Source organism: Streptomyces griseoruber (assembly GCF_001514205.1).
Taxonomy (GTDB): Bacteria; Actinomycetota; Actinomycetes; order Streptomycetales; family Streptomycetaceae; genus Streptomyces; species Streptomyces griseoruber.
Genome location: NZ_KQ948772.1, coordinates 116,645 through 136,063 on the forward strand (window position 1 = coordinate 116,645; position 19,419 = coordinate 136,063).

Consider the following 19,419-nt stretch of genomic DNA (forward strand, 5'->3'; position numbering starts at 1 on the left):
CCTCTCAGAACACGCCGATGGCTCGCTCGGGGCAGGAGCGGACGGCCTCGACCACCGCTGCCTCCTGGTCCTCGGGCACCTCGTCGGCGACCGGTGTGGAGTGCCCGTCGATCTCGCTGAGTTCGAAGGCCTCCGGGGCGCGCATGAAGCACAGGGTGTGGCCCTGGCAGCGCTCGGGGTCGACACGAACCTTCACGTTGCTCAACTCCCGTTCAGGTGAGGTCGGAGAGGGACTTGCCCACGGAGGCCAGGGTGGCGGGCTGTCCGTAGTTCCCCTTGTACTTGTAGACGGGGGCGTCGCAGCGGTAGGCACCCTGATCGGGGTCGAAGTCGGCCGCCTTCCATCCCTCGGCCGTGGCCACGACGACCGAGTAGCACCTGGTCGGTTCCTTCGAGGACAGGTCGAAGGGCGCCTGGAGGCCGCCGGCGGTCCAGGCGGTCTGCTTGAGCGCGTTGTCGTAGACGCACCTGCGGGTGAGTTCGGCGCAGTCGCGGGCGGAGACGGCGAACAGCAGCCAGGCGGAGAAGGCGCGCAGCACGGGGTAGGTGATCTGCTTGTCCGGCGCGTACTTCCTGAACAGGTCGACGACCTGTTGGGTGGCCGGGTTGTCGGCGGCGCTCTCCAGGGGTGCGGTGGCGGCCAGTTCGGCGTAGTTGTGCTGCTTGGCCAGGGCCGGTCCCGCGAGTTGCAGGAAGGCCGGGCCGTAGGCGTTGTTGTTGGCGTCGGTCCAGTCGGGCGCGTAGCCGATGCTGGTGAGGGCCTGTTCCAGCTTGGCGAGGCTCGCGAAGTCCCCGAGGAAGATCAGGCCCCTGACTTTCCTGGTCTTGATGGCCTGGGCGTAGGGAGTCCAGTCGGAGACGCCGGCCGCCGGGTAGAGGTCGGTGTAGGCGACCTTGCCGCCGAGACCCGCGACCCCCTCCTCGAACTGAGTGGACATCAGCTTGGTGACGGGCGAGTCACCGGACACGATGCCGACGTGCTGCGCGGAGCCGGGGTACTTCTTCCCGATCAGCCAGCCGTAGTAGCCGGTGTACTGGAAGTACCCGGCCACGGGCTGCGAGGCGATCACCTGGAGGTCGGAGCCGACGGCGCCGGTCTGGCTGGACTGCGCGGGGAAGTTGGGCAGCAGACACTTCAGCCGGTCCTGGACTCCGAGGGCGTCCAGTGCGGCGCCTCCGCCGACCAGGGCGAAGTCGGACGTGCAGGCTTCCAGCACGCGCTGGCGGACGTCCATGAGCCTGGTGTCGCGGACGACGGGCTCGATCCTCCGCCCCCCGATGCCGCCCGCGTCATTGCACCAGTCGGTGAACACCTTGGCGGCGTCGGCGAATTCGGACTTCTTGGTGAAGCCGACGTCGGACATGACGCCCACCTTGACGCTGCTGCCGGTGACACCCTGTACGGACGAGGGCTTGGCGGTGCCGGGGCCGCAGACGTCCTTGAGCGTGCCGAAGTCGGCCGAGGTGGTGGAGGCGCCGGTGGCCGGGGTCTGCGCGGCGCCGGTGCCGGTGTCGTCGTCGGATCGGGTGGAACAGCCGGCCAGCAGCACCGCAAGCACGGTGACCGAGCCGATGAGCAGCCTGCGCACGATGTCTCCTCGGGAAGTGCGGGGCCTTCGGGGAACTCAGGTGACCGCGCCGCTCGCCTTGAGGGCGAGGATGCGGTCCCAGTCGTAGCCGAGCTCGGAGAGGATCTCCTCCGTCTGCGCGGCGAACTCGGGAGCGGGGCCGAGGCGGGTGTCCTCGACGTCGAACTGGACCGGGCTGGCGACGAGTTCGAGCTCGCCGGCCTGTCCGATGTAGCCGTTGGCGCGCACCTGTGCGTCGGCGGCGGCCTGGAGGGTGTCCTGGACCGGGGCCCAGGGGCCGTCCAGGGCGGCGAGGTCCTCTGACCAGTCGGCGAGGGTGCGGCCGGCGATCACCTCGCGGAGGATCTTCACCGCTTCGTCGGTGTGCGCGGCGATGGACTCGGCCGTGGCGAACCGGGGGTCGCCGGCGAGGTCGGGGCGGCCGAGGCAGTGGCAGACGTTCGCCCAGAACCTCGCGGGCTGGAGCATCACGAAGGAGATCCAGCGGTCGTCGGCGGTGCGGTAGAGGCCGGAGAGGGGGTTGGTCGGCGAGCCGTGGGCGCTCGGGGTGACGCCCTCCCAGGCCCGGTCGAGGTGGAGGGAGAGCCCGATGGAGTGGCCGAGCGCCCACAGCCCGCTGCCGAGCAGGGACACGTCGACCACCGGGGCCTCGCCGGTGCGCTCGCGGCACAGCAGGGCGGCCGCGATGCCGCCCGCGAGGTTGGTGCCGGAGACGGTGTCGCCGTAGGCCGGGCCGGGCGGGCTGATCAGGCCCTCGGTGCCGGGCGGGGTGACGGAGCGGGCCGTTCCGGCGCGGGACCAGAAGGCGGTCATGTCGTAGCCGCCCTTGCCGGACTCGGGGCCGCGGGGGCCGAGGGCGCTGCCGCGGGCGTAGACGATCCGCGGGTTGACGGCGCGGATGTCGTCGACGTCGATACGGAGGCGGGCGCGGGAGGCGGGCATGAAGCTGGTGAGGAAGACGTCGGCGCCCCGGGCCAGCTCGTACAGCACCTCGCGGCCGTCCTCGGTCGCCATGTCGAGGCCGAGGGAGCGCTTGCCGCGGTTGGCGTGGGCGACGTTCGGGTTGGGTTCGCCCTCCACCTCGAAGGTGCCGGTCCGGCGCAGTCCGCGCTGCGGGTCGCCGGTGACGGCGTGCTCGACCTTGACGACGTCGGCGCCCCAGTCGGCGAGCACGGCCCCGGCGGAGGGCACGAAGCCGTACATCGCGACCTCCAGGACCCGGATGCCTTCGAGGGGCCTCATGCCGGGTCCTGCGGAACGACCACGCGGGCGAACGACTTCTCCTCCAGGAACTCCTCGAAGCCCGCCCGTCCGCTCTCCCGTCCGACGCCGGACTGCTTGTAGCCGCCGAAGGGCACGTCGGGGGCGAAGTAGTTGCCGCCGTTGATGGAGAAGGTGCCGGTGCGGATACGGCGGGCGACGCGCAGGGCGCGTTCCTCGTCGGCGCTGTGGACGGCGCCGGACAGGCCGTACCGGGAGTGGTTGGCGATGCGGACGGCGTCCTCCTCGTCGTCGAAGGGGATCACCGCGAGGACCGGTCCGAAGACCTCCTCCTGGGCGATCTCGCTGTCGGGGTCGACATGCGCGAGGAGGGTGGGCTCGTAGAACCAGCCGGGGTCGACGGGGTGGCCGCCGCGGACGAGGGTCGCGCCGTCCGCGACCGCCCGCCGCACCATGCCGTCGACCTTGTCGCGCTGCTGCTCGCTGATGAGCGGGCCCATGGAGGTCTTCGGATCGGTGGGGTCGCCGACCTTGACGCGGTCGAGCCCGGCGGCGACGAACCGGACGATCTCGTCGTGGTGGGCGCGCGGGACGAGGAGCCGGGAGGTGAGCGCGCAGCCCTGGCCGGAGTGGGAGCAGATGGTGAACGCGGCGAACAGGGCAGCCTCGGCGAAGTCCGCGTCCTCGAAGACGATCATCGCGGACTTGCCGCCGAGTTCCAGGAAGACCCGCTTCACGGTGTCCGCGGCGGCGGCCATGATCCGGCGGCCGACGGGGGTCGACCCGGTGAAGGTGACGGCGTCCACGTCCGGGTGGGTGGTGAGGAGTTCGCCGACCTCGGCGCGCGAGGAGCTGAGCACGTTGACGACGCCGGGCGGTATGTCGGTGTGTTCGGCGATGAGTTCGCCGAGGGCGAGGGTGATGAGCGGGTTCTGCGGGGCGCCCTTGAGGACGACCGTGCAGCCGGCCGCGAGGGCGGGGGCGAGCTTGGCGAGGGCGAGCTGGTTGGGGTAGTTGTACGGCAGGATCGCGGCGACGACCCCGGCGGCCTCCTTCTCCACCCAGCGGTGGTGGCGCCGGCCACGCGAGGCGATCTCCCCGAGATCCTCGGTGAACTCGTACGTCTCCAGCAGGTCGGCGTAGTACGTCACCAGGCCGATCGGCTCGTCGAGCTGGGGGCCGTGGGTGAGCTGGCGCGGGGCGCCCACCTCGGCGATGGTCAACTCGCGCAGCTGCTCACGGTGTTCGTCGAGGGCCCGCTCCAACTGGCGCAGACAGCGCAGCCGCAGCTCCCGGTCCGTGGACCAGCCGGTGGTGTCGAAGGCGCGGCGGGCGGCGGCGACCGCGCTCTGTGCGTCCGCGGCCGTGGCGTCGGGGGCGTGGCCGAGCAGTTCACCGGTGGCGGGGTTGTGGGAGGCGAAGGTGGTCTCCGCCGCGACCAGTTTGCCGTCGATCAGCTGTGACTTGACGACGAGGGAGCTCACAGCCGCACCACCTGTCCGCCGTCCACCGCGACGATCTGTCCGGTGAGCCAGCTCGCGTCGTCGGAGAGCAGGAAGAGCACCGCGCCCGCCTGGTCGGCGGGGGTGCCCAGCCGCTTGAGGGCGAGGTTCTGCACCATCGCGCCGCGGTGCTCTTCGGGGACGATGCTGCGGGTGGCCTCGGTGTCCGTCGGCCCGGGGGCGATCGCGTTGACGCGGATGCCGCGCCCGCCGAGTTCGGCGGCGAGGGAGACGGTGAGGTGGTTGATGCCGGCCTTGGCCAGCCCGTAGAACCCGGTGGGCTGGTAGGCGGCGGTGGACGACTGGTTGACGATCGCCGCGCCCTCCTTCAGGTGGGGCAGGACGGCACGGGTCACGTGCAGCGCGCCCAGCAGGTTCACCTTGAGGAAGCGGTCGAGGTAGTCGTAGTCGACGGTGACGATGCCCTCGCGGCGCATGCCGTGGAAGATCGCGGCGTTGTTGACCAGGTGGTCGACGCGCCCGAGTTCGGTGACCACGGTGTCGGCGAGGGCCTGCGCCGAGGCCGGGTCGGCGACGTCGACCTTCACGAAGAGGGCGTCGCCGATCTCCTTGGCGACCCGCTGCCCCTGTTCCTCGTTCAGTTCGGCGACGACGACCTTCGCGCCCTCGGCGGCCAGCGCCTTCGCGCACCCCTCGCCGATGCCCTGTCCGGCCCCGGTGACGATCGCCACCTTGTCCTTGAACCGCATCCCGCCTCCTCGTTCCGATGTCCGGAAACTACATTCTCTATTTGTGCGAATCAAGGATTCGGACGAGAGAATCTGATGCTCTGCACTTCCCGTCGCAACCCTGATGAGAATATGGTTCTCGCGAACGGAAGGGGTGTTTCCATGATCGGTTCGAAGGCCCTGAGCCCGTCGCTCGGGGTGGAGTTCACGGGCGTGTCCGATCCCCTCGACGACGCCTTCGTCACGCGTGCCGCCGAGGCCCTGAAGTGGCGGGGAGTCCTGCTGGTCCGCGGGCTGCACCTGGACGACGAGCAGCAGCTGGCGTTCAGCCGGCGGCTCGGCGAGGTGGTCTCGCTCAGGGGCCGGGAGATCTTCCCGATCTCCCTCGACCCCGCCGTCAACCGCACCGCCGAGTACCTGAAGGGCGCCTTCTACTGGCACCTCGACGGCACCACCGACGACGTACCCGTCAAGGCGACCACACTGACGGCCCGTCATGTCGCCGCGGTCGGGGGCGGAACGGAGTTCGCCAGCACCTACGCCGCTTACGAGAACCTGCCGCGCAAGGACCGCGAGCGCTACGAGCGCCTGCGCGTGGTGCACAGCTTCGAGGCGGCGCAGCGGCTGGTCAAACCCGATCCCACGGAGAGCGAACTGGCCGGATGGCGCACCCAGCCCACCCACGAGATGTCCCTGATCTGGCGGCGCCGCGACGGCCGCCGCTCCCTGGTCACCGGAGCCACCGCCGACCACATCGTGGGAATGGGCCCCGGGGAGAGCCGCGCCCTGCTCGACGAACTCCTCGACTGGACCACTCGGGAACGGTTCAGGTACGCCCACGACTGGTCCGTGGGCGACCTGGTGATCTGGGACAACACCGGGATCCTGCACCGGGCGCTGCCCTACGAGGAGAACTCCGAGCGGCTGCTGCACCGGACGACGGTCGTCGGCGACGAGGCGTTCGCATGAGGGCCGCGCGGGTCGCCGTGGTGACCGGGGGCGCCTCGGGCATCGGCCGGGCCGTCGCCCGGCGCCTGGCCGCCGACGGCCTGGAGGTCGCCGTCCTCGACCTCACGCCCGCCGAAGAGGGCTACGGCCTGACGGCCGACGTCACCGACCGGACGCAGGTCGACAAGGCCATGGACGCGGTCCGCGAGCGCCTCGGCCCGATCTCGGTGCTGGTGAACGCGGCCGGGAAGGACGGTTTCACCCGGTTCGGCGATCTGTCCTTCGCCGACTGGCAGCGGATCGTCGACATCAACCTCAACGGCGTCTTCCACTGTGTGCAGTCCGCGTTGCCGGACATGTGGGACGGCCGCTGGGGCCGGATCGTCAACATCTCCTCCAGCAGCACCCACTCCGGCCAGCCCTTCATGGCGCACTACGTCGCCGCCAAGTCCGCGGTGAACGGCCTGACCAAGTCCCTGGCCCTGGAGCTCGGCCCGCGCGGCATCACCGTCAACGCGGTCCCGCCCGGCTTCGTGGACACCCCGATGCTGCGCACCGCCGAGCGCGAGCAGCAGCTCGGCGGCTCCGTCGAGGACCACATCGCCCGTACGCCGGTACGCCGCGTCGGCCGCCCGGAGGACATCGCGGCGGCCTGCTCCTTCCTGGTGAGCGAGGAGGCCGGCTACATCACCGGCCAGATCCTCGGGGTGAACGGGGGCCGCACCACATGACGAGGATCCCCCCGATCCCCTACGAGGAGTGGGACGCCGAGGTCCTGCGCCCGCTGACGGGCGGGCGCACGATACCCCCGTCCAACGCCCTCGGCCTGCTTCTCAACCACCCCCGCCTGGCGAAGGCCTTCCTGACCTTCAGCACCCAGCTGGTCTACCGCGGCACGCTGCCGGACAGGACACGGGAACTGGCGATCCTGAGGGTCGCCTGGCGGCGCCGGTGCCGTTACGAGTGGGCGCACCACATACGGATGGCACCTCGGGCAGGCATCACGGAAGACGAGTTGGACCAGGTGCGGCGGGGCGCCGACACCCTGGTCAACCGGGCCGTGGACGAGCTGGAGACCGCCTTCGCGCTCTCCGACGGGACCTACGCGGAACTGGCCGGGGAACTCGATGAACGGCAGCTCATGGAGTTCGTGTTCATCGTCGGCGCATACGGGCTGCAGGCCTTGGCCTACAACGCCTTCGGCGTGGAACCCGACGCCGGGATGGACGACGCCGGGATGGACGACGGGGGGATGGGGGAGGACGCCGTACCGCTCTAGGGGCCTGTCAGGCGGGCCTGGTCTCCCAGGCCGCCTCGGCGGCGTCGGCCAGTGCCTCGCCCTTCGCGAAACCGTAGTACGCGGCGAACTGCAGCACGATCTCGTCCATCTCCTCCTTGGTCAGGTCGCCGGAGTGCAGCGCCGCGGTGACATGGGTGCGCAGCGGCAGGGGCGAGTCGTCCAGCGCGACGCTGGCCACCGTCACGATCCGCCGCTCCCGGCGGGTCAGTCCGGCCCGCTGCCAGACGTGGCCGAACACGAAGTTGAGGATCCCGGCCTGCCGGTACGGCGAGTTGACCGGCGGCGCGGGGGTCAGGTTGACGTCGACGAACTCCTCGACGCCGCGCTTGAGCCGTTCGTCCCAGACGGCCGGGCCGAGGGTGTCGTCGGTCAGGAGCGGCCAGGGTGGGGTCTCCTCACCTCGCTCGCGGTGAACACGGTCCCACTGCCGGGCGATGGCCCCCTCCAGGTGGGAGGCCTTGGGCCAGCCGCAGTACACCGCGAAGTGCAGGACGAACTCCAGCAGGGCCTCCAGCCCGATGTCCCCGCCGGCGAGCGCCGCGTAGACGTGGTCCTCGATGGGACCGGGCGCGTCGGCGGCGGCCACACAGGTCAGGGTGACCCAGCGCCGGTCCCTGCGGCTCAGTCCGGGACGTGACCACACCTCGCCGAACAGGAACTCGCGTGAGGCTCGGGCGAACGGGGTGTTCACGGCGGACTGTCCAGCGGTGGCCATGACCTCGGCCCGGGTCCGGGTCGCGTCGGTGCCGTCCATGGGTGCCTCCTGAGGTCGGCGTCGGGAAAGCCTCAAGCGCTGATGAAGACGTTCTTGGTCTGGAGGAACTCGTACAGGCCCTCCTTGCCGCCCTCCCGGCCGTACCCGCTGTGCTTGTAGCCTCCGAACGGGGCGCCCGGCGGCTGGCCCGAGGCTCCGTTGACGAGCACGGTGCCCGACTGGAGCAGCGGCACGACGCGCTGGATCCGCGACGCGTCGCGCGTGTACAGGACGGTGCCCAGCCCGTAGGGGGTGGCGTTGGCCAGTTCGACCGCCTCGTCCTCGCCGTCGAAGGGGATCACCGACAGCACGGGACCGAACACCTCGTGCTGTGCCACCTCGCTGTGCGGGTCGACGTCGGCGAGGACCGTCGGGTCGATGAAGAAGCCGTCGCGGACGGCCGGCGCGAGCCGGGACGGGTCGGTGGCGTGGCCACCGGCGACCACCCGGCTGTCCTTCGCCGCCCGCTCGATCATCCCGAGGATCCGTTCGCGGGCGGCCTCGGCGACGACCGGGCCGAGTGCCGTCCCCTGGTCGAACGGGTCTCCGGCCCGCAGCGCGCCGGCGGCCCCGACGGCCGCGGCGACCGCCTCGTCGTACACGGACCGGTGCACGAGCATGCGGGTGGTGAGGTTGCAGCCCTGGCCCGACAGGTTGAAGCAGGAACGGACGGTCTCGGCGACGGCCGCCGCGAGATCGGCGTCGGGGAAGACGACGTTGGCGGTCTTCCCGCCGAGTTCGAGCAGGACGGGCTTGAGGGTGTGGCGTGCGGCGTCGAGGATCTTCTTCGCGGTCGGAATCCCGCCGGTGAAGGAGATCTTGGCGACGTCGGGGTGCCGGACCAGCCGGTCCCCCGCTTCCGGCCCGCCCGGCAGCACGTGCAGCACCCCGGGAGGCAGCCCGGCCTCCAGCGCGATCTCGGCGAACCGGGCGACGGTGAACGGGGCCAGGTCGGGGGACTTGACCACGACGCAGTTGCCCGCCGCGAGGGCGGGAGCGACCTTCATCCCGAGCGACATGACCGGGCCGTTCCAGGTGAGGACGACCCCGACGACGCCGTACGGCTCCGGCACGGTGTAGTCGAGCCCCGCCGCGATGCGGGGGCTCGGCGGGACCGTCGCCCCCTCGATCTTGTCGGCCCAGCCCGCGTAGTAGCCGAACCACGCGGAGGACAGATGGGCCAGGCCGGCCGACGTACGGAACGGGACGCCGAGTTCGAGGGTGGTGAGCCGGGCCAGTTCGAGAACGCGTTCCCGCAGCAGGTCCTCGATCCGCTGGAGTATGCGGCGGCGTTCGTCCGGGGACATCGCCCGCCAGGCGGGGAAGGCGGCCTTCGCCGCGGCGACGGCCGCGTCGATCTCCTGCGGCCCGGCAAGCAGGACGGCGCCGTTCGGGCGGGCGGTGGCGGGGTTGACGTGGTCGGCACGGCCGGCGGACGGGCGGTCGAGCCAGACACCGTCGACGAGGGGGCCGGTGGTACCGAGGTCGTGGGACGCGGTGGTCGAGGAGGAGGTCATGTCGGTTCCGCCTTGGGATCGTCCGGGTGGGGCGGTGGGGCATGCGCGCGGCACGCGGCGGCCGGCTCGGTCACAACCGGGTGACCCAGCCGCCGTCGACGCTGATCACCTGGCCGTTGATCCATTCACCGGCCGGCGAGGCGAGCAGGAGCAACGTGCCCAGCAGGTCTTCGGCGGGAGCGGACTTCTTGCCCGGGATGGCGGCGGTCAGGGCGGCCCGAGCGGGGTGGTCGGCGGGCAGGCTGCGCAGCCCGGGTTCGTTCTCGACCAGGCCGGGGGCGATGGCGTTGACGTTGATGCCGAGCGGGCCGAGCGAGCGGGCGAGGCCAACGGTGATGTTGACCAGGGCGAGTTTGCTGACGCCGTAGATGCCGCCGCCCATGAAGGCGCCCGCGGACACCTGGTTGATGATCCGTCCACCGCCGCGTTCGGTCATCGACGCCTTGACGGCCCCCGCACAGAGGACGGCGCCGAGCACGTTCACCCGCATGACCCGGTCGAACCAGTCCGTGGGCAGGTCCAGGATGTCGACCTGGGGGATCTCCGCCATGAGTGCCGCGTTGTTCACCAGGATGTCGATGCCGCCGAACGCGGCGGTGCTCTTCGCGGCCATGTCGGCGGTGGAGGCCCTGTCGGTGATGTCGGTCTGCACGCCGAGGGCCTGCAGACCGTCGGAGGCCAGCGTCGCGGCGGCGCTCTCGGCCCGTGCGCCGTCGAGGTCCGCGAGGACGACGGCGGCTCCGGCCTCGGCCAGCGCCCGGCCGTAGACCTGCCCGATGGCACCGGCCCCACCGGTCACGACGGCGACCTTGCCGTCGAGACGCAGCCGGTCGAGTGTGCTGCTGCTCATGGGGTGTCCTTCGTCAGACGGGACAGGTAGGCGTCGATGTCGGCGCCGTGTTCGCGCAGTTCGTCGGCGGCTTGTGGTGCGGTGAGGATGAGGAACCGGTCGCGCAGGACACCGTCGGCGACGAGTTCACCGACGGACTCGGCGTCCAGGACGGGAAAGGCGGGTCCGCGGGGTGGTGCCGGTTTTCCGTAGAAGGCGATCTGCTCGACGATGTTCGTGGCCACGCCCGCCGGACACAGGCAGGAGACGCCGATGCCGCGCGGACGCAGATAGAGGGCGAGCGCCTCGGACAGGCCGACGATCGCGTGTTTGGTCGCGGTGTACGGCAGCCGGTCGAAGCCGTACGGCAGCAGACCGGCCGTGGAGGCGGTGTTGACGACATGCCCCGACCCCTGCTCCAGCAACCCGGGCAGAAAGACGAGGTTGCTGCGCACCACGCCCAGCAGATTGACGTCCACGACGCGTTGCCAGGCCTCGAGGGGGATGTCCTCGGCGGGGCCGACTGCCAGGACACCGGCGTTGTTCATGACCAGGTCGACGCGGCCGAAGTGGTCGAGAGCCAGGCCGCGGACCGCTCGCAGGTCGTCGACGCTGGTGACGTCGCACGCCGCGGCGACCCCCCTGGGACCCAGTTCGTCTGCCACGGTCCGCGCCCGCTCGCCGATCAGATCGGTCACCACCACCCGTGCGCCGCGCCGGGCGAAGGCGTGTGCGGCGGCACGGCCGATCCCGCTGCCCGCGCCGGTCACCACGGCCACGGCGTGGTGCAGGTCGATGCTCATCGGGCTGTGACTCCTTCGCTCGTGGCCGGGACGGCTGGTCAGGGGTGGAGCGGCGGTACGGGTTCGTGCGGCTCGGTCCCGGCGAGCGACGGTGAAGAGCGATCCGGTGACCGCGCAGGGGATCGGGCAGATGCGCCGGCTCCGTTCGAAGACGTCCCGGCGGCCGTACTGCTGGAGCATCGCGTTCTCAGCGGCCTGCGGCGTTCGTTCAGGCCCGGAAGCCGCTACTCGACGATCTCCTGGACAGGACGATCTGCTGCTTCACCGACGGAGACGTCAAGGTCACTCCCAAAATTGGAGAGCGATACTTTATATAAAGAAGAATGTCATTTCCGTACGAGGAAAAATCGAACCACGCGCCGACGGCGAAGTCAACCGCCTTGGCGGCACGGCAGTTGCGCCCCCCTCGGACGCCGTACCGCCTCGGACGCCGTACCGCCTCAGACGCCGTACCGGAGAGACCGGGCGGCGAGTTCCCCGATGAGGACGGCCGTCGCGGCGGGCCCGCGCAGCGGCGCGTCCGGCAGGATCGAGGTGTCGGCCACCCGCAGGCCGGCGACGCCGTGCACCCGCCCGTGGGCGTCGACGGCGGCGGACGGGCCCATCGGAACGGTGCCGCAGGTGTGCTGGGCCGTGCCGAGCCGTGCCCGGATCCAGCCGTCCAGGGCACGGTCGTCGCCGAGGACGGAGGCGGCCGGGTCCTCCACGCCCGCGCCGATCTCCGCGAACGCGCCCGCCGCGGTCAGCGCCGCCGCGGCCCTGACCGCCTCCCGCAGCCCGGCCCGGTCGGCGGCGGTCGCCAGATAGCCGTGGTCGACGCGCGGCGGGACGTCCGGATCGGCCGACACGGTCCGCAGTCCGCCGCGTCTGCGGGGCGTCTGCACGGACGCCAGGAACAGCTGCGGCGCCCGCCCGGCGGCCGTGGTCCCCTCGGCCAGGGCGGTCATCGGCACCAGCGACTGGAGGATCTCCAGATCCCCCGCGCCCGGCTCGGCGAAGGAGGACGTCAGATGCAGCGCGCCGCCCAGCCAGGTGCCCTCGGGATCGGCCACGGGGCGCCGGGGGCGCCACGTCAGGGCCACCTGGGGGTGATCGCTGAGCGCGGCGCCCACCGCGGGCAGGTCGGCCGCGACGGGAAGGCCCAGCCGGGTGAGCCGCGTCGCGGGTCCGACGCCGGAGAGGTGCAGCAGATGGGGTGTGGCGAGGGATCCGGCGCACAGGACGGTCTCACCGGCCGGGACGACGACGCGCCGCCCGGCGCTCTCGGCGACCACGCCGGTGGCCCGCCCCCGGTGGATGACCACCGAGCGGACCGTGCAGTCACCGCGCACCGCGAGGTTCGGCCGGTCGAGAGCGCCGAGCAGATACGCCAGGCCCGCGTTGACGCGCAGCCCGCCGAGGGTGTTGGTCGGCACCGGACCGACGCCGGGTGGGTCCTGCGCGTTCTTGTCGGGCTCCGCGGGGTGGCCGAGCTCCCGGGCGGCCGCGGCGAAGGCGGTCGCCGCGGGATGCGTCAGAGGTGTCCGGTGCACCGGGACAGGGCCGGTGCGGCCGTGACCGGGGTCGTCCGGAAGGTCCAGGTCGGTCTCCAGCGCGCGCAGCAGCGGCAGCACCCGCTCGTACGACCAGCGCGGGTCGCCGCAGCACCGGGCCCACCGCGCGAAGTCCGCCCGCCGCGCCCGGACGAAGTAGCCGCCGTTGACGGTGGTGGAGCCGCCGAGCACCCGGCCCCTGGGGGCGGCGTAGCACCGGTCGGGGGTGAGCCGTACCGGGATCGGGCGCACGTAGGGGTGGGCCGGCATCGCGCCCGGTACCAGCCGGGCGTCCAGCACAGGGGCCGGGAATCCGTCGCGGGGCACCGGCCCGGCCTCCAGCAGCAGTACGCGGCAGCCGGGCTCCTCGCTCAGACGCGCGGCCAGCACGGCACCGGCGCCGCCCGCCCCCACCACCACCACGTCCGGGTTGCGCACCGGGGTTCCCTTCCGCCCACCATGGAAATACCATTCTCAAGTTCAGAGAATTACCATATCGACATCGATGTGAGGAGTCGCCATGCGGGACACGAACGCGGCGGACGAGCCGCGGGCCGCGCATCCGGACAGCCCGCAGGACCGCGCCGCGGACTCGGCGGACGGTGTGACGGAACTCGCCGACCCGCTGATCGAGGACGTGTCCATCGACGGCATGTGCGGCGTCTACTGATGGCCGGCTTCGACCTCGACCGGGCCTGGGCGCCGCACCGCCAGGTCTCCGTGCGTCCGGAGGCGTTCGGCGCCCTGCTCTACCATTTCGGCACGCGCCGGCTGACCTTCCTCAAGGACCCGAGGCTCGCCGAGGTCGTCCTCCGGCTGCCCGACGCGCCCTCAGCCCGCTCCGCCTGCGCGGCCGGCGGCGTTCCGTCAGGCGAACTCGACCGCTTCGCGTCGGCGTTGGCCGCCCTGGCGGGCAGCGGCATGCTCGTCGAACGGACGCCCGGCGGACCGACGCCCGGCGCGTCGGAGCGCGCGCGTGCGTGAGATCGCCGCGCAGCTCGTGGCCTGGGAGCGGACCGGAGTGCGGTATGCCCTCGCCACGGTGATCGCGACGACCGGCAGCGCACCGCGCCGGCCCGGAGCGGCCATGGCCGTCGCCGGGAACGGGGACGTACGGGGCAGCGTGTCCGGAGGATGCGTGGAGAGCGCGGTGTACGAGCTCTGCGGCGAGGTCCTCGACAGCGGCTCGGCGGTCCGCGCACACTTCGGCTATTCCGACGGCACCGCCGTCGAGGCCGGACTGACCTGCGGCGGGACGATCGAGGTGTTCGTGCAGCCGCAACCCCCCGCCGCGGTGGTGCGGGCGGTCACCGGCACCCGCCCGCTGGCTGTCGCCCACCTCCTGACCGGCCCGGGCTCCGTCATGGCCGTCGGCCCCGGCGTCCGCCACGGCACTCTGGGCACCGGGGAGACCGACGCCGCGGTGGCCGCCCTGGCGCGGGCCATGCTGGACGCCGGGGCCACCGGGATCCGTTCGGTTCGGTGCCGTCCGGACACGGAGGTCTTCATCTCCTCGTACGCCGCACGGCCGCGCATGCTCGTCTTCGGCGCGAACGACCACGCGGGTGCCGTCGTGACCATCGGCCGGTTCCTCGGCTACCGCGTGACCGTCTGCGACGCCCGCCCGGTGTTCGCCACTCCGGGGCGGTTCCCCGACGCCGACGATGTCGTGCTCGACTGGCCGCACCGCTACCTCGCGTCCACCGGGACCGACCCGCGCACGGTGGTCGTGGTGCTCACCCACGACCCCAGGTTCGACGTGCCGTTGCTGGAGAGGGCCCTGCGCCTGCCGCTGGGCTACGTGGGCGCCATGGGCTCGCGGCGGACCCACGACGAGCGGCTGGCCCGGCTGCGCGCCGCCGGGCTCACCGACCGCGAGCTGGCGCTGCTGCGCTCTCCCATCGGACTCGACCTCGGTGCGGTCACCCCGCAGGAGACCGCGGTGGCCATCGCCGCCGAGGTGATCGCCGTCCGGCACGGCGGCAGCGCCCTGCCCCTGCGCCGCACCCATGGGCCCCTGCACCACGGCCTCCCCGGCGGCGGCGCCGTTCCCGTACGAGCCGTCCCCGTCGGCACCCCGCCCGACATCGCCGAGCCGAAGGATCCGGTACCCCCATGACCGCCCCCGCGAAGCCGCGTCGCCTGACCGAGCTGTTCGAGACCGGACTCGCCGCGCCGGTCTGCCTGACCTGGGAACTGACCTATGCCTGCAACCTGGCCTGCGCCCACTGTCTGTCCAGCTCCGGGCGGCGTGATCCGCGCGAGCTGACCACGGCCGAGGCCATGGCCGTCATCGACGAACTGGAGGCCATGCAGGTCTTCTACGTCAACATCGGCGGCGGCGAGCCGACGGTGCGCCCGGACTTCTGGGACCTGCTCGACCACGCCACCGGACACCACGTGGGGGTGAAGTTCTCCACCAACGGGGTGCGCATCACCCCCGGCACCGCCCGGCGACTGGCCGGCAACGACTACGTCGACGTACAGGTCTCGCTCGACGGAGCGACGCAGGAGGTCAACGACGCGCTGCGCGGGCCGGGTTCGTACGCGACCGCCCTGCGGGCGCTGCGCCACCTCGCCGAGGCGGGCCTGCGCGGCACCAAGCTGTCGGTGGTGTGCACCCGGCACAACATCCCGCAGCTCGACGAGTTCGAGCGGCTCGCCGACCGCTACGGGGCGCAGCTGAGGCTGACCCGGCTGCGGCCGTCGGGCCGCGGCGCCGACGTCTGGGACGACCTGCGCCCCACCCCCGGGCAGCAGCGGGAGCTGTACGAGTGGCTGCTGGCCCACGGCGACACCGTGCTGACCGGTGACTCCTTCTTCCACCTGTCCGCGTACGGGCGTTCCCTGCCCGGGCTGAACCTGTGCGGAGCCGGACGGGTGGTGTGCCTGATCGATCCGGTCGGTGACGTGTACGCGTGCCCGTTCGCGATCCACGAGGACTTCCTCGCGGGCAACGTCCGCGAGCCGGGCGGTTTCGCCGAGGTCTGGCGGTCCGCGCCCCTCTTCCACCGCCTGCGCGCGCCGCAGTCGGGGGGTGCGTGTGCCTCGTGCTCCTTCCACGACACGTGCAAGGGCGGCTGCATGGCCGCCAAGTTCTTCACCGGCCTGCCCCTGGACGGCCCGGACCCCGAGTGCGTGCGCGGCCTCGGAGAGGAACTGCTGGCGCGGCGGCCGGCCGACCGCACCCACCTGCCGCGGCCGGGGGCCGACCACTCCCGGCCGGTGCTGGTGCCGCTGACCCGCCGGCCCCCGGTGTCCGCCTGCGACGAGAATCCGCTGGCCGGGTCCCGCCCCCCGAGGAGGTTTCCGCGATGAGTCCCTTCCGCCGCAACCCCTGGTTCGAGACGGTCGCCGAGGCACAGCGCCGGGCCCGCCGGCGCCTGCCGGCCGGTGTCTACGGGGCACTGCTCGCGGGCTCCGAACGCGGCCGGACGGTCGACGACAACACCGCCGCCTTCGCCGACCTGGGCTTCGCCCCGCGGGTCGCCGGACATCACGGCCGCCGTGATCTCACCACCACCGTGCTGGGTGTGGAGACGTCGTTCCCCGTGGTCATCTCGCCCACCGGTGTGCAGGCCGTCGATCCGCAGGCCGAGGTCGCCGTTGCCCGGGCGGCGGCGAACCGGGGCGTGATCATGGGACTGAGCTCGTTCGCGAGCAGGCCGGTGGAGGAGGTCTGCGCGGTTCATCCGAACGTGTTCTTCCAGATCTACTGGAGCGGCGGACGCGAGGTGATGCGCCGGCGGATGGAGCGGGCCCGCCGCGCCGGTGCGAAGGCGCTCGTCGCGACCCTGGACTGGTCGTTCTCCCAGGGCCGCGACTGGGGCAGCCCGGTGATCCCGGAACGGATCGACCTGCGGACGGCCCTGCGGATGGCGCCCCAGGTCCTCGCCCGGCCCGGCTGGCTGTGGCGGTTCGCCCGGGCCGGCGGCGCACCGGACCTGACCGCGCCGAACCTGGGGGCGCCGGACGGGGCGGCTCCCACGTTCTTCGGGGCGTACGGCGAGTGGATGTCCACCCCGCCGCCGACGTGGGAGGACGTCACATGGCTACGGCAGGAGTGGCAGGGGCCGTTCCTGCTGAAGGGGGTCTGCCGGGTCGACGACGCGCGCAGGGCGGTGGACGCCGGCGTGGACGCGATCTCCGTGTCCAACCACGGCGGCAACAACCTGGACACCACCCCTGCCACCATTCGACTGCTGCCCGCGATCGCCGAGGCGGTCGGGGACGAGGTCGAGGTGCTGCTCGACGGCGGAGTGCGGCGCGGCGGCGATGTCGCCAAGGCGCTCGCCCTGGGTGCCCGGGCCGTGCTCATCGGCCGCGCCTCCCTGTGGGGCCTGGCCGCGAACGGACAGGCCGGCGTCGAGAACGTACTGGACATCCTGCGCGGCGGCCTGGACTCGGCGGTGCTCGGGCTCGGCCGGGGCTCGGTCCACGAACTGCGCCCGCGGGACCTGCACGTGCCCCGGGGGTTCGCCGTGACCCTCGGCTCCGGTCCGGCCGCGGAGCGGTGAGATGACCGGCCCGCTGGGCGACCGGTCCTGGCCCGATGTCGCGAAGGGCGGCCTGGTCCTGGTGCCGCTCGGATCGACCGAACAGCACGGCCCGCATCTGCCCCTGTCCACCGACACCGTGATCGCCCGGGCCGTCGCGGAGCGGGCCGCCGCCCTGCTGCCCGGTGCGGCACCGGTCGCGCCGGCGATCCCGTACGGGGCGAGCGGAGAGCACGCGGGCTTCCCCGGAACCGTCTCCCTCGGCGGTGAGGCCCTGCGGGCGGTGCTCGTCGAGGCGGTGCGCTCCCTCGTCCTGTGGGCCGGGCGGGTCGCCTTCGTCAACGGGCACGGCGGCAACGGGGCGACGCTGACGGCGGCCGTCCGCGCGCTGCGCCGGGAGGGCCACGACGTGGTCTGGACGGCGTGCCGCGTGCCCGGCGGCGATGCCCACGCCGGTGTCACGGAGACGTCGCTGATGCTCCACCTCGCCCCGGAACTGGTGCTGACGGAGCGGGCCGTCCCCGGTGACCGCCGGCCGCTCAGCGTGCTCATGCCCCGGCTGCGGACCGACGGGGTGCGCGCGGTGTCGCCCACCGGCGTGCTGGGCGATCCGACCGGGGCCAGCGCGGACCAGGGCCTGCGGACGCTGCGGGCGCTGGCGTCGGACGTGGCAGGCCGCCTCACGGCCTGGCGGGTCGACGACACGGGAAGGCTGCTGCGATGAACCCGGACCCGTCACCGTCGCTCTCGCCGCCGGGACTGCCCGTCGCCCTGGACCACGCCGTCTCCTTCCGGGCCGGCGGGCGGGTGGTCACCGGCGGCGCCCCGTGGGGGGTCGCCCTGCTCAAGGAGGCCGCGCTGCCCCACCTCACCGCCCTTCGCCGCGCGGGACGCACCGGTCTGACCCCCGGGACGGCGGTGGCGCGCGCGCTGGCGCGGCGACTGCTCGACCGGGGACTCGCCCATCCCGTGCCCCCGTCCCGGCCGGGGCCCCATCCGGTGACCGTCGTGGTCCCGGCCTTCGGCCGGCCGGCGGAACTGCACCGCTGTCTGGCCTCGCTGCGGGGACTGCCGGTCGTCGTCGTGGACGACGGCTCACCCGACCCCGGGCCGGTCCGCGCCGCCGCCTCGGCCCACGGCGCGCGGGTGCTGCGCCACGAGGTCAACCGCGGCCCGGCCGCGGCCCGCAACACCGGCCTGGCCGTGGTCCGTACCCCGCTGGTGGCGTTCGTCGACTCCGACTGCCGGCCCGAGGAGGGCTGGCTGGATCTCCTCGTCCCGTGCTTCGACGACCCGAAGGTGGCCGCCGTCGCCCCGCGTGTCGTGCCGGCCGTCCGCTCCCGCGGTCGCGGGGCGCTCGCCCGGTACGAGGCCGCCCGCTCCGCCCTCGACCTGGGGCGGGAGCCGGCGTTGGTACGTCCGGGCGCGCGGGTGGGCTTCGTGCCGACCGCTGCCCTCGTCGTGCGCACGGATGCCCTGCGCGACGCCGCGTTCGACGAGGAACTGCGCCTGGGCGAGGACGTCGACCTCGTCTGGCGGCTGCACGACCGCGGGCGGCACGTGCGCTACGAGCCGCGGGCCCGCGTCGCCCACACACCGCGGCTCGGCCCGTGGGAGTGGGCCCGCCGCCGCCACGAGTACGGCACCTCCGCCGCCGCGCTGGCCGAGCGCCACCCCGGCCGGCTGGCGCCGGCCCGCCCCTCCGCCTGGAACCTCCTCACGCTGGCCTGCGTCGTCGGCGGGCGTCCTCGGGCGGCCGCCGCGAGCGCGCTGCTGACCGCGGGGCTGCTGCGGCGCCGTCTGTCGGGGACGCCGGCCGCGACGGGGCTGAGCGCGTCCGTCGTGGCGCAGGGCCTGATCGCCGACACGGCCGCGCTGGGACTGGCCCTGCGTCGCGAGTGGTGGCCGCTGGGACTGCTGTGCCTGGCCCGCGCGCCCCGCGACAGGACCGCCCGCGCGGCGACGGCGGCCATGCTCGCTCCGGTCGTCGCCGAATGGGTGACGCACGGCCACGGCCTGGACCTCCCGCGGTGGACCGCGCTCAGATGCCTCGACGACCTGTGCTACGGCACCGGCGTGACCGCGTCGGCCTGGCGGCACCGTTCGCCCGCCCCGCTGCTGCCGAAGGTCTCCTTGCCGTTCCTGCGCGGCGACGGCCGCCGACGGCCCTGACCCCGGCACCGGGACCGGGCCCGGCACGGCACCGTCCTCGGCGGCTACGCAGGTCGGGGCTGCGGCC

20 protein-coding genes are annotated in these 19,419 nt (G+C 73.0%); 10 read left to right on the top strand and 10 right to left on the bottom strand.

From position 1 onward, the window contains the following. Positions 1-4: 4 nt before the first annotated feature. Genes AQJ64_RS24575 through AQJ64_RS24595 form a run of 5 tightly spaced genes read right to left on the bottom strand, consistent with a single transcriptional unit; the run spans position 5 to position 5,022 of the window. Positions 5-196, bottom strand: a complete 192-nt coding sequence (locus AQJ64_RS24575) for a ferredoxin (RefSeq protein WP_055637859.1) — start codon at positions 194-196, stop codon at positions 5-7. Between the two features lie 16 nt (positions 197-212). Then, on the bottom strand, positions 213-1,589 hold the full coding sequence (locus AQJ64_RS24580; RefSeq protein ID WP_055637860.1) for an ABC transporter substrate-binding protein: 1,377 nt from the start codon (positions 1,587-1,589) through the stop codon (positions 213-215). A 36-nt stretch (positions 1,590-1,625) separates the two neighbouring features. Beyond that, the gene (locus tag AQJ64_RS24585) at positions 1,626-2,831 is read right to left on the bottom strand and encodes a CaiB/BaiF CoA transferase family protein (RefSeq protein WP_055637861.1); all 1,206 of its coding nucleotides are present in this window, start codon (positions 2,829-2,831) and stop codon (positions 1,626-1,628) included. Next, entirely contained in the window at positions 2,828-4,294 is a 1,467-nt protein-coding gene (locus AQJ64_RS24590; RefSeq protein ID WP_206189898.1) for an aldehyde dehydrogenase family protein, read from the bottom strand. The genes AQJ64_RS24585 and AQJ64_RS24590 overlap by 4 nt, the downstream gene beginning before the upstream one ends. Beyond that, positions 4,291-5,022 carry an SDR family oxidoreductase gene (locus AQJ64_RS24595; protein ID WP_055637862.1) on the bottom strand — a complete coding sequence of 244 codons (732 nt, stop codon included), beginning with the start codon at positions 5,020-5,022 and terminating at the stop codon, positions 4,291-4,293. Before AQJ64_RS24595 ends, AQJ64_RS24590 begins: the two co-directional genes overlap by 4 nt. A 141-nt stretch (positions 5,023-5,163) precedes the next feature. Between AQJ64_RS24595 and AQJ64_RS24600 the strand changes: the two genes are divergently transcribed. The 3 genes from AQJ64_RS24600 to AQJ64_RS24610 are packed head-to-tail and all read left to right on the top strand — an operon-like array spanning position 5,164 to position 7,228. Continuing rightward, positions 5,164-5,970, top strand: a complete 807-nt coding sequence (locus AQJ64_RS24600; protein ID WP_055637863.1) for a TauD/TfdA dioxygenase family protein — start codon at positions 5,164-5,166, stop codon at positions 5,968-5,970. After that, the gene (locus tag AQJ64_RS24605; RefSeq protein ID WP_055637864.1) at positions 5,967-6,680 is read left to right on the top strand and encodes an SDR family NAD(P)-dependent oxidoreductase; all 714 of its coding nucleotides are present in this window, start codon (positions 5,967-5,969) and stop codon (positions 6,678-6,680) included. Before AQJ64_RS24600 ends, AQJ64_RS24605 begins: the two co-directional genes overlap by 4 nt. Further along, positions 6,677-7,228 (top strand): carboxymuconolactone decarboxylase family protein, encoded by a 552-nt coding sequence (locus AQJ64_RS24610; RefSeq protein WP_055637865.1) that lies wholly within the window; start codon positions 6,677-6,679, stop codon positions 7,226-7,228. Before AQJ64_RS24605 ends, AQJ64_RS24610 begins: the two co-directional genes overlap by 4 nt. A gap of 7 nt (positions 7,229-7,235) precedes the next feature. On the opposite strand, the gene AQJ64_RS24615 is transcribed toward AQJ64_RS24610, so the two are convergent. The 5 genes from AQJ64_RS24615 to mftG form a co-directional block, all read right to left on the bottom strand. Continuing rightward, positions 7,236-8,003 (bottom strand): carboxymuconolactone decarboxylase family protein, encoded by a 768-nt coding sequence (locus AQJ64_RS24615; RefSeq protein WP_055637866.1) that lies wholly within the window; start codon positions 8,001-8,003, stop codon positions 7,236-7,238. A gap of 32 nt (positions 8,004-8,035) precedes the next feature. Next, positions 8,036-9,520 (bottom strand): aldehyde dehydrogenase family protein, encoded by a 1,485-nt coding sequence (locus tag AQJ64_RS24620; protein ID WP_055637867.1) that lies wholly within the window; start codon positions 9,518-9,520, stop codon positions 8,036-8,038. 70 nt (positions 9,521-9,590) lie between these two features. Then, positions 9,591-10,370, bottom strand: coding sequence for an SDR family oxidoreductase (locus tag AQJ64_RS24625; protein ID WP_055637868.1), 780 nt, complete (start codon positions 10,368-10,370; stop codon positions 9,591-9,593). Beyond that, positions 10,367-11,152, bottom strand: a complete 786-nt coding sequence (locus tag AQJ64_RS24630; RefSeq protein ID WP_055637869.1) for an SDR family oxidoreductase — start codon at positions 11,150-11,152, stop codon at positions 10,367-10,369. The genes AQJ64_RS24625 and AQJ64_RS24630 overlap by 4 nt, the downstream gene beginning before the upstream one ends. Positions 11,153-11,592: 440 nt before the next feature. Next, entirely contained in the window at positions 11,593-13,122 is a 1,530-nt protein-coding gene (mftG, locus tag AQJ64_RS24635) for a mycofactocin dehydrogenase MftG (protein ID WP_055637870.1), read from the bottom strand. A gap of 82 nt (positions 13,123-13,204) precedes the next feature. On the opposite strand from mftG, the gene mftA reads away from it, so the two are divergent. Genes mftA through mftF form a run of 7 tightly spaced genes read left to right on the top strand, consistent with a single transcriptional unit; the run spans position 13,205 to position 19,352 of the window. After that, the gene (gene mftA, locus AQJ64_RS44975; protein ID WP_063788858.1) at positions 13,205-13,354 is read left to right on the top strand and encodes a mycofactocin precursor MftA; all 150 of its coding nucleotides are present in this window, start codon (positions 13,205-13,207) and stop codon (positions 13,352-13,354) included. After that, positions 13,354-13,668, top strand: a complete 315-nt coding sequence (mftB, locus tag AQJ64_RS24640; RefSeq protein ID WP_055637871.1) for a mycofactocin biosynthesis chaperone MftB — start codon at positions 13,354-13,356, stop codon at positions 13,666-13,668. The genes mftA and mftB overlap by 1 nt, the downstream gene beginning before the upstream one ends. Beyond that, positions 13,661-14,803, top strand: a complete 1,143-nt coding sequence (locus AQJ64_RS24645; RefSeq protein ID WP_055637872.1) for an XdhC family protein — start codon at positions 13,661-13,663, stop codon at positions 14,801-14,803. Before mftB ends, AQJ64_RS24645 begins: the two co-directional genes overlap by 8 nt. Continuing rightward, a complete protein-coding gene (mftC, locus tag AQJ64_RS24650) occupies positions 14,800-16,002 on the top strand; it encodes a mycofactocin radical SAM maturase (RefSeq protein ID WP_055637873.1) in 1,203 nt (400 codons plus the stop codon). Before AQJ64_RS24645 ends, mftC begins: the two co-directional genes overlap by 4 nt. Continuing rightward, complete coding sequence (gene mftD, locus AQJ64_RS24655; RefSeq protein WP_055637874.1) at positions 15,999-17,201, top strand: pre-mycofactocin synthase MftD; 1,203 nt, start codon at positions 15,999-16,001, stop codon at positions 17,199-17,201. Before mftC ends, mftD begins: the two co-directional genes overlap by 4 nt. Before the next feature lies 1 nt (position 17,202). Next, entirely contained in the window at positions 17,203-17,904 is a 702-nt protein-coding gene (mftE, locus tag AQJ64_RS24660) for a mycofactocin biosynthesis peptidyl-dipeptidase MftE (RefSeq protein ID WP_055637875.1), read from the top strand. Further along, on the top strand, positions 17,901-19,352 hold the full coding sequence (mftF, locus tag AQJ64_RS24665) for a mycofactocin biosynthesis glycosyltransferase MftF (RefSeq protein ID WP_055637876.1): 1,452 nt from the start codon (positions 17,901-17,903) through the stop codon (positions 19,350-19,352). The genes mftE and mftF overlap by 4 nt, the downstream gene beginning before the upstream one ends. The last annotated feature ends 67 nt before the right edge of the window (positions 19,353-19,419 follow it).

What these genes read in the sequence shown, in the direction of transcription:
- mftA (WP_063788858.1), top strand. Translation starts at nt 13,205, where the DNA reads ATGCGGGACACGAACGCGGCGGACGAGCCGCGGGCCGCGCATCCGGAC.
- AQJ64_RS24600 (WP_055637863.1), top strand. Translation starts at nt 5,164, where the DNA reads ATGATCGGTTCGAAGGCCCTGAGCCCGTCGCTCGGGGTGGAGTTCACG.
- AQJ64_RS24615 (WP_055637866.1), bottom strand. Translation starts at nt 8,003, where the DNA reads ATGGACGGCACCGACGCGACCCGGACCCGGGCCGAGGTCATGGCCACC.
- mftE (WP_055637875.1), top strand. Translation starts at nt 17,203, where the DNA reads ATGACCGGCCCGCTGGGCGACCGGTCCTGGCCCGATGTCGCGAAGGGC.
- mftF (WP_055637876.1), top strand. Translation starts at nt 17,901, where the DNA reads ATGAACCCGGACCCGTCACCGTCGCTCTCGCCGCCGGGACTGCCCGTC.
- AQJ64_RS24630 (WP_055637869.1), bottom strand. Translation starts at nt 11,152, where the DNA reads ATGAGCATCGACCTGCACCACGCCGTGGCCGTGGTGACCGGCGCGGGC.
- AQJ64_RS24610 (WP_055637865.1), top strand. Translation starts at nt 6,677, where the DNA reads ATGACGAGGATCCCCCCGATCCCCTACGAGGAGTGGGACGCCGAGGTC.
- mftD (WP_055637874.1), top strand. Translation starts at nt 15,999, where the DNA reads ATGAGTCCCTTCCGCCGCAACCCCTGGTTCGAGACGGTCGCCGAGGCA.
- AQJ64_RS24605 (WP_055637864.1), top strand. Translation starts at nt 5,967, where the DNA reads ATGAGGGCCGCGCGGGTCGCCGTGGTGACCGGGGGCGCCTCGGGCATC.
- mftC (WP_055637873.1), top strand. Translation starts at nt 14,800, where the DNA reads ATGACCGCCCCCGCGAAGCCGCGTCGCCTGACCGAGCTGTTCGAGACC.
- AQJ64_RS24625 (WP_055637868.1), bottom strand. Translation starts at nt 10,370, where the DNA reads ATGAGCAGCAGCACACTCGACCGGCTGCGTCTCGACGGCAAGGTCGCC.
- mftB (WP_055637871.1), top strand. Translation starts at nt 13,354, where the DNA reads ATGGCCGGCTTCGACCTCGACCGGGCCTGGGCGCCGCACCGCCAGGTC.
- AQJ64_RS24595 (WP_055637862.1), bottom strand. Translation starts at nt 5,022, where the DNA reads ATGCGGTTCAAGGACAAGGTGGCGATCGTCACCGGGGCCGGACAGGGC.
- AQJ64_RS24620 (WP_055637867.1), bottom strand. Translation starts at nt 9,520, where the DNA reads ATGACCTCCTCCTCGACCACCGCGTCCCACGACCTCGGTACCACCGGC.
- AQJ64_RS24585 (WP_055637861.1), bottom strand. Translation starts at nt 2,831, where the DNA reads ATGAGGCCCCTCGAAGGCATCCGGGTCCTGGAGGTCGCGATGTACGGC.